Origin of the sequence: Streptosporangium lutulentum (genome assembly GCF_030811455.1) — a bacterium.
GTDB classification, from domain to species: Bacteria; Actinomycetota; Actinomycetes; order Streptosporangiales; family Streptosporangiaceae; genus Streptosporangium; species Streptosporangium lutulentum.
In genome coordinates this window covers 3,630,424-3,647,156 of record NZ_JAUSQU010000001.1, presented here as the reverse complement: position 1 = coordinate 3,647,156, position 16,733 = coordinate 3,630,424, and the positions used below count along the sequence as shown (strand labels likewise).

14 protein-coding genes are annotated in these 16,733 nt (G+C 70.4%); 8 read left to right on the top strand and 6 right to left on the bottom strand.

Annotation, left to right across the window (positions count from 1 at the left end):
* Positions 1-117 precede the first annotated feature (117 nt).
* Positions 118-639: a hypothetical protein gene (locus tag J2853_RS16295; protein ID WP_307558803.1), complete on the bottom strand. Its 522-nt coding sequence runs from the start codon at positions 637-639 to the stop codon at positions 118-120.
* Between the two features lie 359 nt (positions 640-998).
* On the opposite strand from J2853_RS16295, the gene J2853_RS16290 reads away from it, so the two are divergent.
* Together J2853_RS16290 and J2853_RS16285 are read left to right on the top strand one after the other, a co-directional pair.
* Positions 999-1,121, top strand: a complete 123-nt coding sequence (locus tag J2853_RS16290; RefSeq protein ID WP_307558801.1) for a hypothetical protein — start codon at positions 999-1,001, stop codon at positions 1,119-1,121.
* A 312-nt stretch (positions 1,122-1,433) separates the two neighbouring features.
* Positions 1,434-3,002 (top strand): alpha/beta hydrolase, encoded by a 1,569-nt coding sequence (locus J2853_RS16285; RefSeq protein WP_307558799.1) that lies wholly within the window; start codon positions 1,434-1,436, stop codon positions 3,000-3,002.
* Between the two features lie 166 nt (positions 3,003-3,168).
* Here the strand turns inward: J2853_RS16285 and J2853_RS16280 are convergent, their stop codons facing one another.
* The 4 genes from J2853_RS16280 to J2853_RS16270 all read right to left on the bottom strand — a co-directional run bounded on the left by J2853_RS16280 (position 3,169) and on the right by J2853_RS16270 (position 8,218).
* Positions 3,169-5,349, bottom strand: a complete 2,181-nt coding sequence (locus tag J2853_RS16280; RefSeq protein ID WP_307558797.1) for a fibronectin type III domain-containing protein — start codon at positions 5,347-5,349, stop codon at positions 3,169-3,171.
* Between the two features lie 223 nt (positions 5,350-5,572).
* Positions 5,573-7,051, bottom strand: coding sequence for a sensor histidine kinase (locus J2853_RS16275; protein ID WP_307558795.1), 1,479 nt, complete (start codon positions 7,049-7,051; stop codon positions 5,573-5,575).
* Positions 7,052-7,271: 220 nt separating this feature from the next.
* Entirely contained in the window at positions 7,272-7,457 is a 186-nt protein-coding gene (locus J2853_RS48205; protein ID WP_503167746.1) for a DUF8820 family protein, read from the bottom strand.
* Positions 7,457-8,218 carry a thioesterase II family protein gene (locus J2853_RS16270; protein ID WP_307558794.1) on the bottom strand — a complete coding sequence of 254 codons (762 nt, stop codon included), beginning with the start codon at positions 8,216-8,218 and terminating at the stop codon, positions 7,457-7,459. Before J2853_RS16270 ends, J2853_RS48205 begins: the two co-directional genes overlap by 1 nt.
* Positions 8,219-8,298: 80 nt before the next feature.
* On the opposite strand from J2853_RS16270, the gene J2853_RS16265 reads away from it, so the two are divergent.
* The 5 genes from J2853_RS16265 to J2853_RS16245 all read left to right on the top strand — a co-directional run bounded on the left by J2853_RS16265 (position 8,299) and on the right by J2853_RS16245 (position 13,724).
* Entirely contained in the window at positions 8,299-8,460 is a 162-nt protein-coding gene (locus tag J2853_RS16265; protein ID WP_307558792.1) for a hypothetical protein, read from the top strand.
* Between the two features lie 135 nt (positions 8,461-8,595).
* Positions 8,596-9,903: an MFS transporter gene (locus J2853_RS16260; protein WP_307558790.1), complete on the top strand. Its 1,308-nt coding sequence runs from the start codon at positions 8,596-8,598 to the stop codon at positions 9,901-9,903.
* Positions 9,900-11,081, top strand: a complete 1,182-nt coding sequence (locus J2853_RS16255) for a hypothetical protein (protein WP_307558788.1) — start codon at positions 9,900-9,902, stop codon at positions 11,079-11,081. The genes J2853_RS16260 and J2853_RS16255 overlap by 4 nt, the downstream gene beginning before the upstream one ends.
* Positions 11,078-12,136 carry a DUF917 domain-containing protein gene (locus J2853_RS16250; RefSeq protein WP_307558786.1) on the top strand — a complete coding sequence of 353 codons (1,059 nt, stop codon included), beginning with the start codon at positions 11,078-11,080 and terminating at the stop codon, positions 12,134-12,136. Before J2853_RS16255 ends, J2853_RS16250 begins: the two co-directional genes overlap by 4 nt.
* Positions 12,137-12,176: 40 nt before the next feature.
* Entirely contained in the window at positions 12,177-13,724 is a 1,548-nt protein-coding gene (locus J2853_RS16245; protein ID WP_307558784.1) for a PucR family transcriptional regulator, read from the top strand.
* Positions 13,725-13,773: 49 nt separating this feature from the next.
* Here the strand turns inward: J2853_RS16245 and J2853_RS16240 are convergent, their stop codons facing one another.
* On the bottom strand, positions 13,774-15,801 hold the full coding sequence (locus J2853_RS16240; RefSeq protein WP_307558782.1) for a hydantoinase/oxoprolinase family protein: 2,028 nt from the start codon (positions 15,799-15,801) through the stop codon (positions 13,774-13,776).
* A gap of 217 nt (positions 15,802-16,018) precedes the next feature.
* Between J2853_RS16240 and J2853_RS16235 the strand changes: the two genes are divergently transcribed.
* Entirely contained in the window at positions 16,019-16,648 is a 630-nt protein-coding gene (locus J2853_RS16235; protein ID WP_307558780.1) for a YigZ family protein, read from the top strand.
* Positions 16,649-16,733: the final 85 nt, after the last annotated feature.

The following is a 16,733-nucleotide window of genomic DNA, read 5'->3' as shown; positions in this document are numbered from 1 at the left end:
CGTGGTGCCCGCCGGTACCGCGGCACGGAGGCGCAGCCCGGACAGGCACGTCAGATATCGGTTCGCCCCTGGATGTGACGTCTCCCGGAGTCACGGCCCGCCGAGGGCGGCTGACTCCTAGTTGCCCCACTCAAGGAGCCAGACCTGCCCGTCCGCCCCATAGCGGTTCTTCTGCCACGGGCCTGTCCGGGTGGAACACATGCCGGTGCTGGAATCGTAGGAGGTGCAGAAATGCCATTGCTCCCCGGCGTCCCAGGCGTTCCAGCCCACCCCGTAGTTCGTGCGGCTCGCACAACCCTCATACATGTAGCCGGGCGAGCCCGTGCCGGTACAGCTTGTCGAGGTGTGTGTGATTCTGGTGCCGTCGCCGCACCACGTGTGATAACCGATTCCCGCGCGGGCGACCGAATCATACGTCTCCAGAGACCAGCACCCTGAAACGAGATCTCCGGCGCTGTTCACGGGGAAATCGTCGGTGGGGGCGGGAGTGCTCGCGGCGGCTTTGTTCTGAGAGCCGTCGACCAGGGTGGGAGGGGTCTCCTTCTGGTGGGACATGTCGATGAAGCGATCCAGTCCCTTTCGCCGGATCTCGGTAGCCGTCAGAGCCCGGACCTCGCGCTCGGGAGGCGGCTCTGCCACCGAAGCCCGCGGTGTGGGTGAAACGCCCGGGGTGTTCGGCGGGGCCGGAGAGAAAGCTCCGAGACCGAGGACGGCGGCCGCCGCGAAAGCGCAGCTGATCGCGGTTCGGACACATTGTCGCTTCGATGGCATGCGGCGTGCTCCTTATGCAAAATTACGCGCCCTGGCGAGGTCTGACGGCATTTCCACCCGCGGCGCGACCTTGACAGCACAGGAAATATATAGACCCCTCTTTCGCCAGGTGAAGGATTTGTTTTTCGGAAGGGTAAACGAAAATTTCCCCGTTCCGGCGGCGATGGATCTTGCGTGCTTTCGGGGTCTGTGATGCCGCGCATTCCGTACGGCAGAAGGCCTCTTCGGTGGACCGGGTCGGTGTGGCGCGGCCTCTCCTCGGTGGTCCGTTCGCCGAGGCGGCCAACGCCTACGTCGGCAGGGCGGCGGGCGCGCCGGAGGAGATCGACGAGGCGGCGCGGCGACGGTGATCGGGGCCGCGGACCGGTGTCCGAAGACGGTTTTCAGTCGATATTTGATGAAATATAAGCATTGGCGTTTTTCATCAATTATGATCGTTTTCGATCATTGATATCACGATTTTTGGTCTTATCAACCGATAGTGACCAATGAATTACACCCCCAGAAGGAAGCGCATGTGAGGCGGGTTCAGGCGACCCCCACGACCGGCGATGCGGCATTCGCCCACCGGCGAGTGTCACCGGAAGTGATCGGAGTCATTTCTGCATGTTCCTGATCTACCGCTGCCCCTCGCGTGCGGGACATGATCGTGAAAGGAATACATGAAGAGGCGATTGTTCACCGTCGCGCTCGCGGTACTCGCGCTGACGACCTCGCTCACGCAGCCGGTCCTCGCGGAGCCGTCCCCCGCTGAGCCGGCCGCCGCGCAGGTCGCGACCTCGGGATGGCGCCCCTCCGCGCCGATCCGGTGGACGGAGTGCGGCGCCACCCACGAGGACGAGTGCGCGACCCTGAAGGTGCCGATCGACTGGAAGAAGCCGAGCGGGCCGACCCTCGACCTGGCGGTCGGCCGGCTCAAGGCACTGAACCCGGCCAAGCGGATCGGCGTGCTGATCGCCCACCCGGGCGGCCCCGGAAGCTCGGGGATCGACCCGTTCATCCTTGAGCGGGTCATCCCGGACAGTGACCCGATCCGGCAGTACTTCGACCTCGTCAGCCTCGACCCCCGCGGCGTCGGTCACAGCACCCAGGTGGTGTGCAGCGAGGATCTGGTCAACCGCACGCCGTACACCTATCCGGCCGATGAGGCCGAGTACCGGGCGTTCCTGCGATTCAACGCGGAGCTGTCGAGGGACTGCCGCGAGCGGACCGGCCCGCTGTTCGACCACGTGGACACCGCCAGCGCGGCTCGCGACGTCGACGCGATCCGGGTGGCGCTCGGCGAGCGCAGGATCAGCCTCTTCGCGATCTCCTACGGTACGCAGGTCCTCCAGCAGTACGCCGAGCTGTTCCCCGGGAACATCCGCGCGATGGCGATCGACTCCAACATCGACCACAGCATCACCTCCGCGTGGCAGTACCTGAAGACCACGACGGAGGACTTCGAGGGCAGCTTCCTCGAATTCGCCAAGTGGTGCGGCGAGACCGCGGCCTGCGCGCTGCACGGCCGGAACGTCGTCGACGTGTGGGACGGATTGCACGCCAAGGCGACGGCCGGCGACCTGATATTTCCCTCCGACGGTTCCCCGATCTCCGCCGAGGACCTGAGGCGGATGCTGTTCATCACCATGTACGACCCCAGGGAGTGGTTCGATACCGCCGGCCTGCTGAACGCCCTCGACGCCAGGGGGGCGTCCCTGATGCCCGCGGGCATCACCAGGGCGGAGATGATCAACAATCCCTACCCCGCCATCTGGTGTTCCGACTGGACGTGGGACGTCACGAGCTTCTCCCAGCTCGACCAGTACCGGCGGCGGCTTGAGACGATCGCCCCGCACACGAAGATCTCACCGTTCTGGTCCGACGTGGTGGGCTGTCTCAACTGGCAGGGCCCCGTGTCCAACCCGCAGCGCAGGCTCAAGATCAGCGGAACCCCACCCATCCTGATGGCCATGGCCCGCTACGACGTCGCCACTCCGGCCGCGTGGAACCGTACGGCCGCGCGGCAGATCCCGCGATCGGTTCTGCTGGAGTACGAGGGCGCCGGGCACGGCCAGTTCCGCAACAGCGCCTGCGTTCACGACAAGATCGTGAAGTACCTGATCGAGCTCAGGCTGCCGCCACGCGGCACCCGCTGCGCCCCCGAATACCTGACGCAACCGCCTACCGCGACGGACTCGGCGAGGAAGCAGCCGCTCACCCGGACCGACCGCCCCCTTCACACCCGCTGATCTCCGCGTCACCCCGGCGGCGCCCGTGGGCCTCCGTGGGCCTCCGTGGGCCTCCGTGGGCCGGAGCCCGATCCTGGCCGGCGGCACCCGGGACGGCAGGTGACGGAACCGCGGAAACGGCCCGCCCACACCGGTGAGGGGCGGGCGGGCCGGGGAGCGTCGGCTGTCAGGCGCAGGTGTATCCGGACGGAAGCGCGGTGCTGCCGTTCGGGCGGCTCACCTGGAAGCCGACGCTGGCGGTGGCGGCTCCGGGGGCGAGGGTGCCGTTGTGGCCGGCGTTCCTGATGGCCACGGTCTGCCCGCCGGCGGTGACGGCGCCGTTCCACGAGCCGGTCAGCGTGTGCCCGGCCGGCAGGGTGAAGGTGACCGTCCATCCGGTGATCGCCGAGGTGCCGGTGTTGGTGATGGTCAGCGGCTGGATGACGTATCCGGTGCTCCACTGGGTCTGCACGGACGGAACGGCCGTGCAGGTTCCGGTGGACGCGCCGGGCTGGGTGGTGACCTCCGTGGTGTTGGAGACCGGGGAGGTGTTGCCCGCGGCGTCCCGTGCCCTGACCTGATAGCGATAGGTGGTGCTCGGGGTCAGGCCCGTGTCGCCGAACGTGGTCGTGGTCGAGGTGCCGGCCTGGGTGAAGGTGCCGCCGCTCGCGCCGGGCGCGCGCAGGATGTCGTAGCCGGTGACGCCGGTGTCGTCGGTCGAGGCGGTCCAGTTCAGGGTGGTGCCCGTGGACGTGGTGGCCGAGGCGGCCAGGCCGCCCGGGGCCGTCGGCGGTGAGGTGTCGCCACCGCCGCCGCCGGTGGTCGTGGTGAAGGTGACCGGTTGTGAGGTGGCGGACAGGTTGCCCGCGCCGTCCCGTGCCCGCACGTACACCTGGTACTGGGTGTTCGCGGTCAGTCCGGTGAGGGTGATCGAGGCGGTGGTGGACTGGCCGATCTGCGGGTCGGTGGCTCCCTGCTCGCGGTGGACGTTGTAGCCGGCCAGGCCGGAGCCGCCCTGGTCGGTGGAGGCGGCCCAGGTCAGCGTGGCGCCGGTTGCGGTCACGTTGGACGCGGCCGGGGTGCCCGGCGCGCTCGGCGGGGTGGTGTCGCCGGCGCTGCCGAGGGTCGGGGTCTGCCAGTCTCTCCACTCGGCCAGGTTGCCGAGAGCCCTGGACGAGATCCTGATCGCGCCTGGGGCGTTGCCGGTCTTCAGCAGGAATTTCTGGATGTTCTGCTGCAGCGGGGTCCTCCACTCAGACCTGTTGGCGCAGTGGCTGCCGTCCTGGACGTCGGACCAGTAGGTGATGTTCTCTCCCGCGCCGAGGGCTTTGTAGACCTCGGCTCCGCCCAGGGCCGCGACGCTCGCGGATCGGGGGCCGAGGTTGGCGATGTGGGGGTTGTCCATGATGAACAGGCCGCGGGGGGCGACCATGGCCACCATCTGGTGCGTGTCCACCGGCAGCCTGGTCGGGCTGCTCGTGAAGGAGCCGAACGCGTCGCCCAGCCACGGCTGCTCTCCGTAGGCGCTGCTCAGACTCTGGGCGCCTTCCCCGGGGATCCCGCGGAAGATGGGAACACCGGCGCTACCGGATTCGATCGGCATGGTCAACGCGATGCGCTGATCGAACGCACCGGCCACGAAGGCGCCCTTTCCGAACCGCGAGCATCCGGTGACGCCGGTCGCGTCCGCTTTGAGAATGCTGCCGTCCGACTGCTCGATGACGTCGATGATCCGGCTCACCCCCCAGCCCCAGGCGAGGAGCAGCCCCGTGCTGCTGGAGGAGCCGTAGATGCTGTAGAACGCGCCTTGTTTGTTGTTTCGCGGCGTGCCCTCGCGCCCGACCGCGTAGGGGTCGTAACTGATGACGGCGGCACCGGCCGCTCTGATGGCGGCCGTGTCCGCTCCGAATCCTCCCAGGACGACGACGGCCGGGAAAGGTCCGGAACCACTCGGCAATGAGACGCTCGCCGAGAAGCTGGAGCTCCTGCCGTTGTGGTTCACGTTCACGGTGATGCCGGTTCTCGAGACCGTCCCCGTGACACTTGCCGGCTTTCCGGGCTTCTCGCCGTAGACGAACCTCTCCGACAGCCTCTTGGTCTCCTCCCGCCGGCACCGCCACTCGGACGTGGTGGAGATGCGCGTACCGTCCAGTTTTCTGAAGGGGTCGGGGAGCCTGGAGTTGGTGGGCAAGGATCCTGCGTCGGGCAGGCCGGTCACCGCGCAGTCGGCGCCCTCGTTCTCGACTCCGACGGCCGCGGCGGCCTCGGTGGATGCGACCGTCACCGTTCCAGCGACCGAGAGCATCACCGCTACCGCCAGAGCGACGACCCTCGAGCGGATCTGAGAGCGGGTCAAGCTGATGATCACTAGGGCTCTCCCTTCCGGGTGGGATGTTGGCGATCAGTCTGAGAGCCCGCTCGAAACACGTCAATGTTGATGCCGAAATGTTTCTAAGATCAATTTTCCTTCACATTGCTGAGCTGGAAATATCTCTGTGAGAATTCCGAAACTTTTGGAAACTAGCTGAAAACGAGAGGCGTTCTCTCGTGTTCGCTCCGGAACTCCGAAAATTTCGCCCCGGCGCGGGTGGCTATGAGGCCTCGCCCTCGCGCAGGTTCGGAATCATCAGGCTTCCACGTGCGGGTGGTCTCGGGCGCATGCCCTCGTCCTCGGCGTCCGCGCTCGGGACCCGTGTCTCGGAAGAGCCGCCGGGGCCGGCGGCCGGGGAGGGGGCGCGTGCGGGGAGGCGCAGGACGAAGCGTGCTCCTCGTTCGCTGTCCTCGATGGTCAGGGTGCCCTGGTGCGCTTCGGCGATCTCCCGTGCGATCGCCAGTCCCAGCCCGGTCCCTCCCGCGTCCCGGTCGCGTGAGGCGTCCAGCCGGGTGAACCGGTCGAAGACCATCTCCCGGTGTTCGACGGCGATTCCGGTGCCGTCGTCGACGACCTCCAGGATCGCCGTCGGCCCGTCGGCCCGCACGCTGACGGTGATCTGAGAGGTGGCGTGACGTTCGGCGTTGTCGAGCAGGTTGACCAGCACCCGGGTGATCCGCAGCCGGTCACAGTCGATGAGGACGTCCGGCCGCAGATCCTTGACGATCTCCACCCGGTAGGTCCTGCGGTCCAGCTCGGCGCCGACCAGTCGGTCCAGCTCGGTCGGCTCGCGGCTGAGGGGGGCGCGTGCGTCCAGCCGGGCGAGGGTCAGCAGGTCGGTCACGATCGCCTGCAGCCGGTCCAGGCCGGAGAGCGCCGCCACGGTCATCTTCGGCCAGTCGGTGTCCTGCGGATACATGAGCGCCTCCTCCAGCTGGGTCCGCATGGCGGTGATCGGGCTGCGCAGGTCGTGCGAGGCGTCCGAGGTGAAGCGCCGTAGCCGCTGGTAGGCGCCCTCAAGGCGGTCCAGGGTGTCGTTCACCGTTTCGGCCAGGGACTTGATCTCGTCATACTTCCTGGGCACCGGGACCCGGCGGTCGAGGCCGGTGGCGGTGATCTCCGCCAGTTCCGTCCGGATGGCGTTCACCGGGGCCAGGGCCTTGCTGAGATCACGGAACGTCCAGGCGGTCATCATCGTGATCACCAGCAGGGACACGCCGACCGCCAGGAGCAGCGCCGTGGAGTCCCCGTACCAGGGGACCACCGGAACCGCCACGTAGAGCAGCCAGACCCCCTCCGGTTGATAGACCTTGTAGGAGACGACGGTCATGCAGCCCTTCAGCCCGGCAGGAGGGCACAGCACCCGTGCGGCGCGCACGTCCTTGCTGGTCGAGTGGAAGGTGGCGATCGGCGGCTTGCCGGCGAGCTGACTTGTCGCCGCGACCGCCCGGCCATGGGCGTCCACGACCTGAATCGCCGCGCCCTTGACGTCCGGCAGCACGGGCGGGAGGGGCCCCTGCCTGATGAGGGGCACCACACGGTTCCAGGCCCCGGTGGCCAGCATCTGGGCGCTGGCGGCCTCCTTGCCGCCCGCGAACAGGAGGAAGAGCAAACTGACTCCGACGCACACCAGCGTCGCGACGACGGCGGTCGCCAATGTTCTACGGGCACGGAACGACGACGGGTACCAGTTCGTCATCCGACCCCCCGTACATCGCTCACCTCCGATAAGTCAAAGAACCGCGATATCCAGCAGTAACGTCCCGAAGTAAGGTAAAGCTTTGGGGGGCGGGCACCCACGCCGCGGACCCGGCGACCGCGCCGACGTCCGGTCGAAGAGCCGGAAGACCCTCCGGAAGCCGGGTCGCGGCCCTCGGGCGAGGCCGGCCACCCGTGCACGGAGAGGCCCGCGCCGGCGGTCAGTCGGCGACGAGTCGCGCCCTGTGCCCTTCGTGCTCGCGCTGCCGCCGGACGACGTAGGTGCCCGGCGGGCAACCCGTGGCCCCGTGCTCGGGATGCAGCAGGTGGGCGACGGCCGAGGTCTCGAAGACGCCGATCGCTAGCCGGTCGGGGTCCGAAACGTCGGGCGTCCACCGGCAGGCGATCAGCCCGCGAGGTGGGCGAGCATCGCCCGGCGGAGGTCCTCCTGGATCGCTTGGAGAACCTCGGGGCGTGGCCCTTTGAGATAGAAGTGGTCACCGCCGAACATCCGCTGGGTGAAGCCGCCCGCCGTGGCGTCCCGCCAGGCGGCGATCTCGTCCGGATCGACCTCGGGATCGGCGTCACCGCACAGCGCCGACACATGGCATGACAGCTCCGGGCCCGGAAGCGGGGTGTGCCGTTCGTTCAGCTCGAAGTCGGCTCGCAGGCCCGGAAGGAACAGCCTCAGGAGGTCGCGCCGGCCCAGCACCTCCGAGGGGGTGCCGTTCAGCGTGCCCAGCTCGGCCATCAGCTCCTCGTCGCGCAAGTCGGAGAAAAGCCGGCGCCGGGTGGGCAGGTGCGGGGCCCTCCGGCCGGAGACGAAGAGAACGAGCGGGCCGCCGGAAGGGCTCGCGGAGAATTTCCGGGCCATTTCCCACGCGACCGCGGAGCCCATGCTGTGACCGAAGAACGCGAACGGCCGATCGGCGTGTTCCCGCAACGCCTCGTACAGCGGGCCGACCAGCTGCTCCATCCGGTTGAACGGCGTCTCCCGGATTCTCGACTCGCGCCCCGGCAGGACCACCGGACACACGTCCACCTCGGGTGAGAGCAGTTCGTCCCACCCGTGGAACAACGCCGATCCGCCGCCCGCGTGCGCGAAACAGAACAGCCTGACGTCGGCGTCCGGTCTGTTCGTTCCCCTCACGATCCACTCGCCGGACAATGGCCGTCCTCCTTCGCGTCAGGGAGAGATCCAAGGTAACGCGATCCGCGCCGGCCCCCGCCTTCGCCCGGTTGCCGATCATGGCTTCCACGGCGCCGTTGACGACGGCGCCGGTGCCGCCGGACCGGCTGATCCGCCGGGGCTTCGCCGAGGGCGAGCCGGAGATCGCGCGGACGACCGTCGTTCTACGGCTGGTCAAGAGGGATCGGCTCATCGTGCACGTCCATGAGAACACCACTTGACCTGTGGTTATCCTGAACGGCAGGACATCGTGCGGGGCGGGCCACCGGTAAAGGCCCGGGGGAGGAGGCCGGACCTGTGGCGCCGCAGTGCTTCGTGCCCGCATCTCAGAGATCACCGTCCTCCCAGAGACCGCCATGATCGCCACCGAGATCCGGAGGCTGCCGATCGGCGCCGCCTTCGACCGGATGCCGTTCACCCGCAGACACGTCCTGATCGCGCTGGCGCTGTTCGTCGCGTTCGTCATCGAGTCCTGGGAGCAGGTCGCCCTCATCTACGTCGCCGGAGACTTCGGGACGGCCTTCGGGGTCGACGAGGCCGGGGTCGGGCTGGTGCTGTCGGCGGTCGCGCTCGGCATGATCCCCGGCGCCCTGGTCTGGGGCCCGCTCTCGGATCGGATAGGCCGCCGGCCCACCTGCTTCTGGTCCCTGATCGCCTACGGGGTGATCGCGTTCGCCTCGGCGTTCTCCCCGAACGTGACGACGCTGATGGCGCTGCGCGTGGCCTCCGGCTTCGCTCTGGCCGGCGTCTACACCGTCACCTTCCCCTACTTCCTGGAACTGCTGCCCACCAGGAGCCGGGGCAGGGCGACGGTCTATCTGTCGATCGGCTGGCCGGTCGGCGTGCTCGCCGCCATCGCGGTCTCGGTGACCCTGGGGGACATGGGCTGGCACGGGGTCGTGATCGCCAGCGCGCTGGTGGGGTTCTGGGCTTTCGCGATCCGGGCCTGGGTGCCCGAATCGCCCTACTGGCTGGCCACGCGGAACCGTCAGGCCGAGGCGAAGGCGGTGCTGCGCGAGCTGGGCAGCCCCGACGCAGGCGAGGTTTTCATCGTCGGCGTCAAGCGGGTGGGCCGCCCCCTGGACCTGCTCCGCGGAGAGCTCCGCCGGGTCACCCTGCTGATGTTGCTGCTCAACTTCACCTTCAACTGGGGCTACTGGGGCCTGCAGGTCTGGCTGCCCACGCTCATGCGGGGAAAGGGCATGAGCCTGGACGCCACCCTCGGCTTCGCCGCGCTCAGCGCGCTCGTGACGATCCCCGGCTACGTCAGCGCGTCGCTGCTCACGGGCCGCTTCGGCCGTAAGAAGGTCTTCCTGTGCTACGTGGTGGCCGCGGTGCTCGGCGGCTTCTTCTTCGCGGTCGCGTCCACGACGGCCGGCCTGTACGCCGGTAACTTCATCCTGTCGTTCTTCAGCCTGGGCGCCTGGGGCGTGTGGAACACCTGGAACGGCGAGTTCTACCCGACCGCGATACGCGGCACCGGCTACGCCTGGGCGACCGCCGCCCAGCTCGTCTCCACCACCGTCGCTCCGGCGGCCGTGGGCCTGCTGCTCGCCCGCGCCACCGGGTTCACCGCGACGATGCTGGTGATCAACGCGTTCATGGTGATCACCGCGCTGCTCGCCCTTCCGCTGCCGGAGACCGAGGGGCGTGGTCTGGAGTGATCCTCGGCGTCGATCTCGGACGACACGCGACGGTGACGGTGGCCGTCCACGGCAACGTCCTGACCGAGGTGCGGGTGGCGACCGGCGCGTCCGGGGCCGTGCCGGTCGTGACGTACCCGGACGGGGCGCGGCGGGCGCCGTCGGCGACGCCCAGGGCCGCGGCGGTGGCGGTGGACATGGACGGGGTACGGCGGGCGCCGGTGGCGGCGATCCGGGTCGCGGGGCCCTGCCCGCCGGGGCTCGGCCCGATGGTGGGCTGGCCCGAGGACTCGGGAGTGGCGACGGTGGTGCGGGGCGGGCACAGCCTCACCGGGCGGCCGGTCGCCGAGCTGGACACCGCCGCGGTGGCTCGCTTCGCGGCGGAGTGCGGCCTGACGGACTTCGCGGTGACCGCGACCGGGTCGCCGGTGCTGCCCCACCACGAACTGGCCGTGGCCGAGATCATCGCGGACGAGGTGCCCGGGGCGCGGATCACCCTGTCGTACGAGTTCGGCCGGGCCGGGCTGCGAGAGCGGGAGAACAGCGCGATCCTGAACGCGGCGCTCGGTCCGCAGGCGGCCGTGATCGCCGACCGGATGATCCGTGACCTGCCGGGGGTGTCGGTGTTCTTCGCCAGAACCGGGGCGGGACTGGCCTCCACGCACTACTTCCGCCGCTACCCGCTGATCTGCTACCTGGGCGCCTTCACCTGCGCGTTGCGCGGTGGCGCCGCGCTGGCGGGACTGGACGAGACCGCGGTCCAGGAGCGGGGGATCATAGTGCGCACCGGCCTGGTGACCGGGGGGAAGCCCAGGCTGGGTGATCGGCGCGACACGTTCGTCCCGCTGAACGTGCGGCTGCCGCTGGTCGTGTCGGCGTCGGAGGGGATCGCGGTGGGGCCTTTCGCCCGGCAGGCGGGCCCGGGCTGGAAGGTGCCGGAGCAGGCCGAGCTGGCGGTGGCCTACGGGGCGGCACTGGCCAGGCCCTCGGTCGACGTGGAGCGGATCGTGCAGGCCAAGGGCCGCGCCGAGCTCGACCGCGCGATCGACGAGGCCCGGGACGAGGCGCTGACCCGTGCCGTGAGCGCCGGAGCCGCCCCCGGCTCCGCCCGGGTCACCGACACGATCGTCAACGCGTTGTCCTACCTGCCCGACGGCCTCTTCCGGGTCGAGATCAGGGCGGAGGGGGCGATCATGTGAACCACCAGAGCGCAGGAAAGGCGCCCCCGAAGATCGACCTGACGTCGTTCGGCGCCTTCGCCGCCGGATCACAGCTGTTCGCCACCGGCGCGGCCGAGCTGTCCTTCCACCTCGCGTCCGACTGGGCCAGGTCGGTGCTCGGGGAGGGGGTGAGGGTGTGCCGGGCCGCCGATCTGCCGCCGCGGACGCTCTGCGCCGCGGTCTGCCTCGTCGGCTCCAGCACGGCGCTCGGCGAGCGCCTGCCCACGGGCAACGAGCCCGTCCAGGTGATCCGCGGGCTGGAACGCAGGCTCGGCCAGGAGATCGGCGCCGTGGTGGCGCTCAACCTCGACGCCGAGAGCGCGCTGCTCCCGGTGATCACCGCGGCGCTGCTGGACATCCCGCTGGTGGACGGGGACGGCAGCGGGAGGGTGTTCCCGCTGCTCAACCAGAGCACCTACACCCTGGGAGGGGTCAGCGTCACGCCGCTGGTGATGGCCGGTCCCGCCGATGACGTGGTGGTGCTGGACACCGGGCCGGACCGGGTGGAGGAGCTGATCCGCCCGCTGGTCCTGGCCCTGGGAGGCTGGACGGTGACCGCCTGCTACCCGATGACCGCCGAGGTGCTGGCACGCGTCGTGGTCCCCGGCACGGTCAGCCGCCTGATGGAGGCGGGAGTGCCGGGAGCGCCGCGTTCCATCGCCGCGCCGTACGGCGTGCGGACCCTGTGCAGGGGCCGGATCGCCGCGGTGGAGACCAGCACCGGGCACGGCATGGACCTGACGCTGCCGTCGCTGCCGTCCAGCATCGTGGTCGAGGAGAAGGAAGGGCTCGGCAGGCTCATCCGGCTGGAGGCGCACAATGAGATCGTGTTCGCCCTGGTGGACGGGGCGATGGCGGCCATGGCGCCCGACCAGATCTGCATGATCTCGACGGTGGACGGCATGGCGGTCGACGTCGACAAGGCGGTTCCCGGACTGGAGGTGGAGGTCATGGTGGTGAGAGCGGCGCCGGTGTGGCACACCGGGGAAGGCGTCGCGCTGGGAGGACTGCGGGCGTTCGGGGTGCCGTTGTGACGGCGGGCGCGCCCGGCGTCGACGGACCGGGGGAGGTGCTGTGATCGAGTCGCGGGGGCGACGGGACTGGGAGGTTCCGGTCACGGTGGCCGAGCTGGTCAACGGGGGGCCGCTGGCCGGGGCCCGGATGTGGGGCACGGGGGAGAACCCGGTGCGCCAGGTCCGGATCGTCGACGACCTGACGCTGTTCGGTTCGGTGCCGCCTCATACGGCGGTGGTGCTGGTCGGTCAGGCCGCCGCCGGCGGCTGGGCGGTGGAGATGGCCATGCGCAGGGCCTGGGAGCAGGCCGCCGCGTGCGTCATCGCGTCGTCGGCCGGAATGAGCGCCGGATCCGGTGCGGGGCTGGCCGAACGCCTCGGCGTGACGTTGATCTTCGTGGACGAGGATCCGCTGGTGACGGCCGTGCGAGTGGCCTCGGCGGCGGCCCGGCCCGAGGCGGCCAGGACCCAGCTCGTGGCCCGCTGCGCGACCAGGCTGGCCGAGGCGGGTGCCTCGGCCCGGCGGGTGCTCGGCGTGCTCAACTCCGAACTCCAGGGGAACGCGGTGGCACTCCTCGACCCGTGGGGTTCGCACCTGGCGGGCCGCCGCGCGCAGGGACCCTCACTCGCGGAGGTGGACATCCCCGACGCGAGCGGCGGCACGCTGGCGGTCCTCGTGGCCCACGGCTCCTTCCAGTCTCCCGGCTGGCCCTCGGTGGTGAACGCCGTTCTGGGGCTGGCGGTCACCCCGCTGGTCGCCTGGGCGGCCACCGAACGGCTCGCCGCCGAGCGGGACGTCGCCCTGCAGTCGGCCCTCGCCACCCGGTTGCTCACCCTCGCCTCGTCGCGGGCGCGGGCCTCCGTGCGGACGGGGGACGTCCGGGAGGGGACGGGGCCACCGGGGACGGCGCAGGGCGCGATGCCGGAGGGGGAGGACCCGGAGGCGAGCGGGGACGGAACGCTCGCGCGGGCGGTCGCCCTCCACTGGCCGGTCGGCGGTCCGCTCACCGCCTACGCCATCCGGTGCCACGACACCGACCTGGACGATGTGCGGATGGTCGGGTCGGTCATCGCCGCGACCGTGGGGCCCGGCCCCGTGCTGCGCCGTGACGAGAGCTGGGCGGGATGGTCGGCGCTGCCGCCCGACCGGCTCGCCGGCCGCCTGGCCGAGTGTCTCGCCGCCCTGCCGGTGCCCTGTGCGGCGGGAGTCGGCACGCAGGTGCCCGACCTCGGCGTCATGGAGGAGTCGCTGCTCGGGGCGGAGGCCGCCGCGTTCGTCTCCCCGGCCGGCGTGGTCGCGAGGGCCGACCGGATGGGCCCGGCCAAGCTGCTGGCCGCCCTGCCGGGCGGCGTCCTGCGCGCCCCGGCCCAGATGATCCTGGACCCGCTGCTGAGCGTGGACCGCGACGGGACGCTCCTGGAGACCCTCACCGCCGTCCTGGACGAGGGCGGGGCCTCCCGCGCCGCCGAGCGGCTCGGCATCCACCGCAACACGGTCACCACCCGCCTGGAGCGGATCCGCGCCGCGGGCTTCGACGTGGACGACCCGGGGACCCGGCTGGCTCTCCACCTGGCCGCCCACGTCCTTCGGCCCCGGCCCATCCCGTAGGCCGACAGGGGGAGAGGCCCTGTCGGCCCACGGGACGCGGGGTGCCCGGTCAACGTTCCGTTCCCACCTTGATGATCAGGAACCCGTTGTCGTCCACCGAGGCCAGGCAGCCGGGGGGGATCACCGTGGTCGCGGTCTCCTCGACCACGATCGCCGGGCCGGTGAGCTCGCCGCGCAGGCCGCTCCGGCGCAGGATCGGGGTGGGGTGCACCTCGCCGTCGAAGATCACATCCCGGACGATCCGCGCCTCGTCGCACGGCTCGTCGAGGACGGCGGAGACCCGGGGGAAGGTACCGAAGCCGGTGCTGCGAAGCATCACGAACTCCACCGGTGCCTCGGGGGCCGCGTGGCCGTACCGCCTGAGGTACTCCTCGGCGTGGCGGGTGGCGATCCGCTCGGCGAAACCGGGGACACAGGGCTCGTCCGCGCTGTCCAGGGGGACGGTCAGCGCGTGGTCCTGGCCCTCGTAGCGCATGTCCACCGCGTGCTCGACGCACATCTGGGAGGCCTCGATGTTCTGCCCGGTCAGCGCGTCGAGGGTCCGGGCCTCCAGCTCCAGCAGCCGGGCCGCCATGTCGGCGCAGTTCAGGTCCTCGCCCGCCCGGAAGTAAGGGTGGGTGAGGTCGCGCCGGACGTCGGCCTCCAGCATGCCCCAGGCGGAGAACGCGCCGGGGAACCGGGGGACGACCACCTCGGAGATGCCGAGCTCGCGGGCGATGAAGACCGCGTGCATCGCGCCCGCGCCGCCGAAGGCGAACAGCGCGAAGTCGCGGGGCTCGACGCCGTGCTCGACGGTGAGGGTCCGGATGGCCTGGGCCATCTTGGCATTGGCCATGCTGCAGATGCCCTCGGCGATCTGGCGCGTCTCCAGGCGCAGCTCGCGCGCCAGGTTGGAGACCGCCGTGCCGGCCGCCCGGGCGTTCAGGGACATCAGTCCGCCCGCGAACCAGGCGGGGTCCATCCGGCCGAGCACGACGTTGGCGTCGGTGACGGTCGGCTGGATGCCGCCCTGGCCGTAGCAGGCGGGGCCGGGCACGGCTCCGGCGGACTCGGGGCCGACGCGCAGGGTCCCCGCCTCGGCGTAGGCGATGGAGCCGCCGCCCGCGCCGATCGTGTGGAGGTTCACGGTCGGCATCAGCACGGGGAATCCCTCGACGTGGGCGTCGGTGCTGATGTCGGGACGCCCGCCGACCACGAGGGAGACGTCGAAGGAGGTGCCGCCCATGTCCATGCAGATGGCGTTCTCGCGCCCCAGGAGCCAGGTCGCCGCGACCCCGCCCACGGCGCCGCCCACCGGCCCCGACAGCAGGGTCTGCAGGGGCCGCCGCCTCGCGTAGGAGGCGGTGACCAGGCCGCCGGAGGACTGCATGACGTGCACGGGGACCTTCAGGCCGCGCTGGGCGGACCGTTCCTCGACCATGCCCAGGTAGCAGCGGACCGTGGGGCCCGTGTACGCCTCCAGCACGGTGGAGGAGGTTCGCTCGGCCTCGCGCCATTCGCGGGCGACCTCGTGGGACAGGACGACGAGGGTCTCCTCGTCCAGCTCCTCGGCGAGGATCTCCCTCACACGGATCTCGTGGGCCGGGTTGGCGTGGCTGAACAGCAGGCAGACCGCGATCGCGTCGAAGCGCTCGCTCCTGACCCTCCGGGCGGCCGCGCGGACGGCGTCCTCGTCCAGGGGGATGAGTTCCTCGCCGCACCGGTCCAGCCGCCCGGGGATCTCCACGATGTCCGACCTGGGCACCAGGGGTTCGGGTCTACGGCACCGCAGGTCGGTCACCGGGTCCCCGCTGCCCGGGGTGACCTGGTAGACGTCCTTGACTCCCTCGCTGCTCAGCAGCAACGTGCGTCCGCCCTTGCGCTCCAGCAGGGCGTTGAGACCCTGGGTGGTGCCGTGGACGAAGTGAGAGATCCCGGACAGGTCGTCCACGACCTGCCCGAGCGCGGAGAACACACCCTCGACCAGGTCGCCGGGAGTGCTCGGGACCTTGGAGGCCATCACGGCCCCGGTCCTCTCGTCATAGCGGACCACGTCGGTGAAGGTACCGCCGATGTCCATGGCGACTCGGTAACTCATGTCCTGGACCGTATGCGCAGCGCCCCGCCGGGCCCTTGTGCGAGGTGCATGGTGTTGTGCGATTCACCCGTGCGTTCCGCCCGTGCCGCCGGGGACGGGCGGCGGACCAAGAAAGGACAAGCGGGAAAAGAATCGGCTAAGCCGCAGGTCAGAGGGGTTGAGGCCCCGCGTGGCCCGGAGGACGGGAGACGCCCCGACAGGCCGATAACCTGTTCAAATGTCTGTGCCGTACCTGACGCTGGAAGACATCACCGAGCACGAGACCGAGATCAAGCGGTCTCGATTCCTCTGCACCCTGGCGCCGGTGTCCTCCGAGGAGGAGGCGCGCGCCTTCGTCGCCGAGTGCAAGGTGCTCTACGCCGACGCCTCCCACAACTGCTCCGCCTACGTGATCGGCGGAGATCGGCGGGTCCAGCGGGCCGACGACGACGGGGAGCCCGGCGGCACCGCCGGGACCCCGATGCTGGAGACACTGCTGCGCCGGGGACTCGGCGACGTGGTGGCGGTGGTGACGCGTTACTTCGGCGGCGTGAAACTCGGCGCGGGGGGCCTGGTCCGGGCGTACGGCTCGTCGGTCGGCAAGGCGCTGGACCTCGCGCCCCTGGTCGAGATGGTGCCCGCGAAGGTCATGACGGTGATCGTGGACCACATCCGGGCGGGACGGCTGGAGAACGATCTGCACGCCTCGCGGTACGAGGTCAGGGAGGTCGTCTACGGCGCCGAGGTCGGCTTCCGCGTCGCGGTGCGCGAATCGGACCTGGCCGCCTTTCCCGGCTGGATCGCCACGCTGACCTCGGGCCACGCGGTGATCGAGCCCGGCCGGACGCTCTACCTCAGGGGGGCCTGACCGCCTCTCCCGGGGCACCTGAGGTTTTCCGCACCCCGGCGCTGGGGTGCGTCCGCGGCAGACGTGATGTGATCCGCATGCGCGC

Excerpts from the sequence above, each read along its gene's own strand:
- J2853_RS16285 (WP_307558799.1), top strand. The coding sequence starts at position 1,434 with ATGAAGAGGCGATTGTTCACCGTCGCGCTCGCGGTACTCGCGCTGACG.
- J2853_RS16275 (WP_307558795.1), bottom strand. The coding sequence starts at position 7,051 with ATGACGAACTGGTACCCGTCGTCGTTCCGTGCCCGTAGAACATTGGCG.
- J2853_RS16265 (WP_307558792.1), top strand. The coding sequence starts at position 8,299 with ATGGCTTCCACGGCGCCGTTGACGACGGCGCCGGTGCCGCCGGACCGG.
- J2853_RS16260 (WP_307558790.1), top strand. The coding sequence starts at position 8,596 with ATGATCGCCACCGAGATCCGGAGGCTGCCGATCGGCGCCGCCTTCGAC.
- J2853_RS16240 (WP_307558782.1), bottom strand. The coding sequence starts at position 15,801 with ATGAGTTACCGAGTCGCCATGGACATCGGCGGTACCTTCACCGACGTG.
- J2853_RS16235 (WP_307558780.1), top strand. The coding sequence starts at position 16,019 with ATGTCTGTGCCGTACCTGACGCTGGAAGACATCACCGAGCACGAGACC.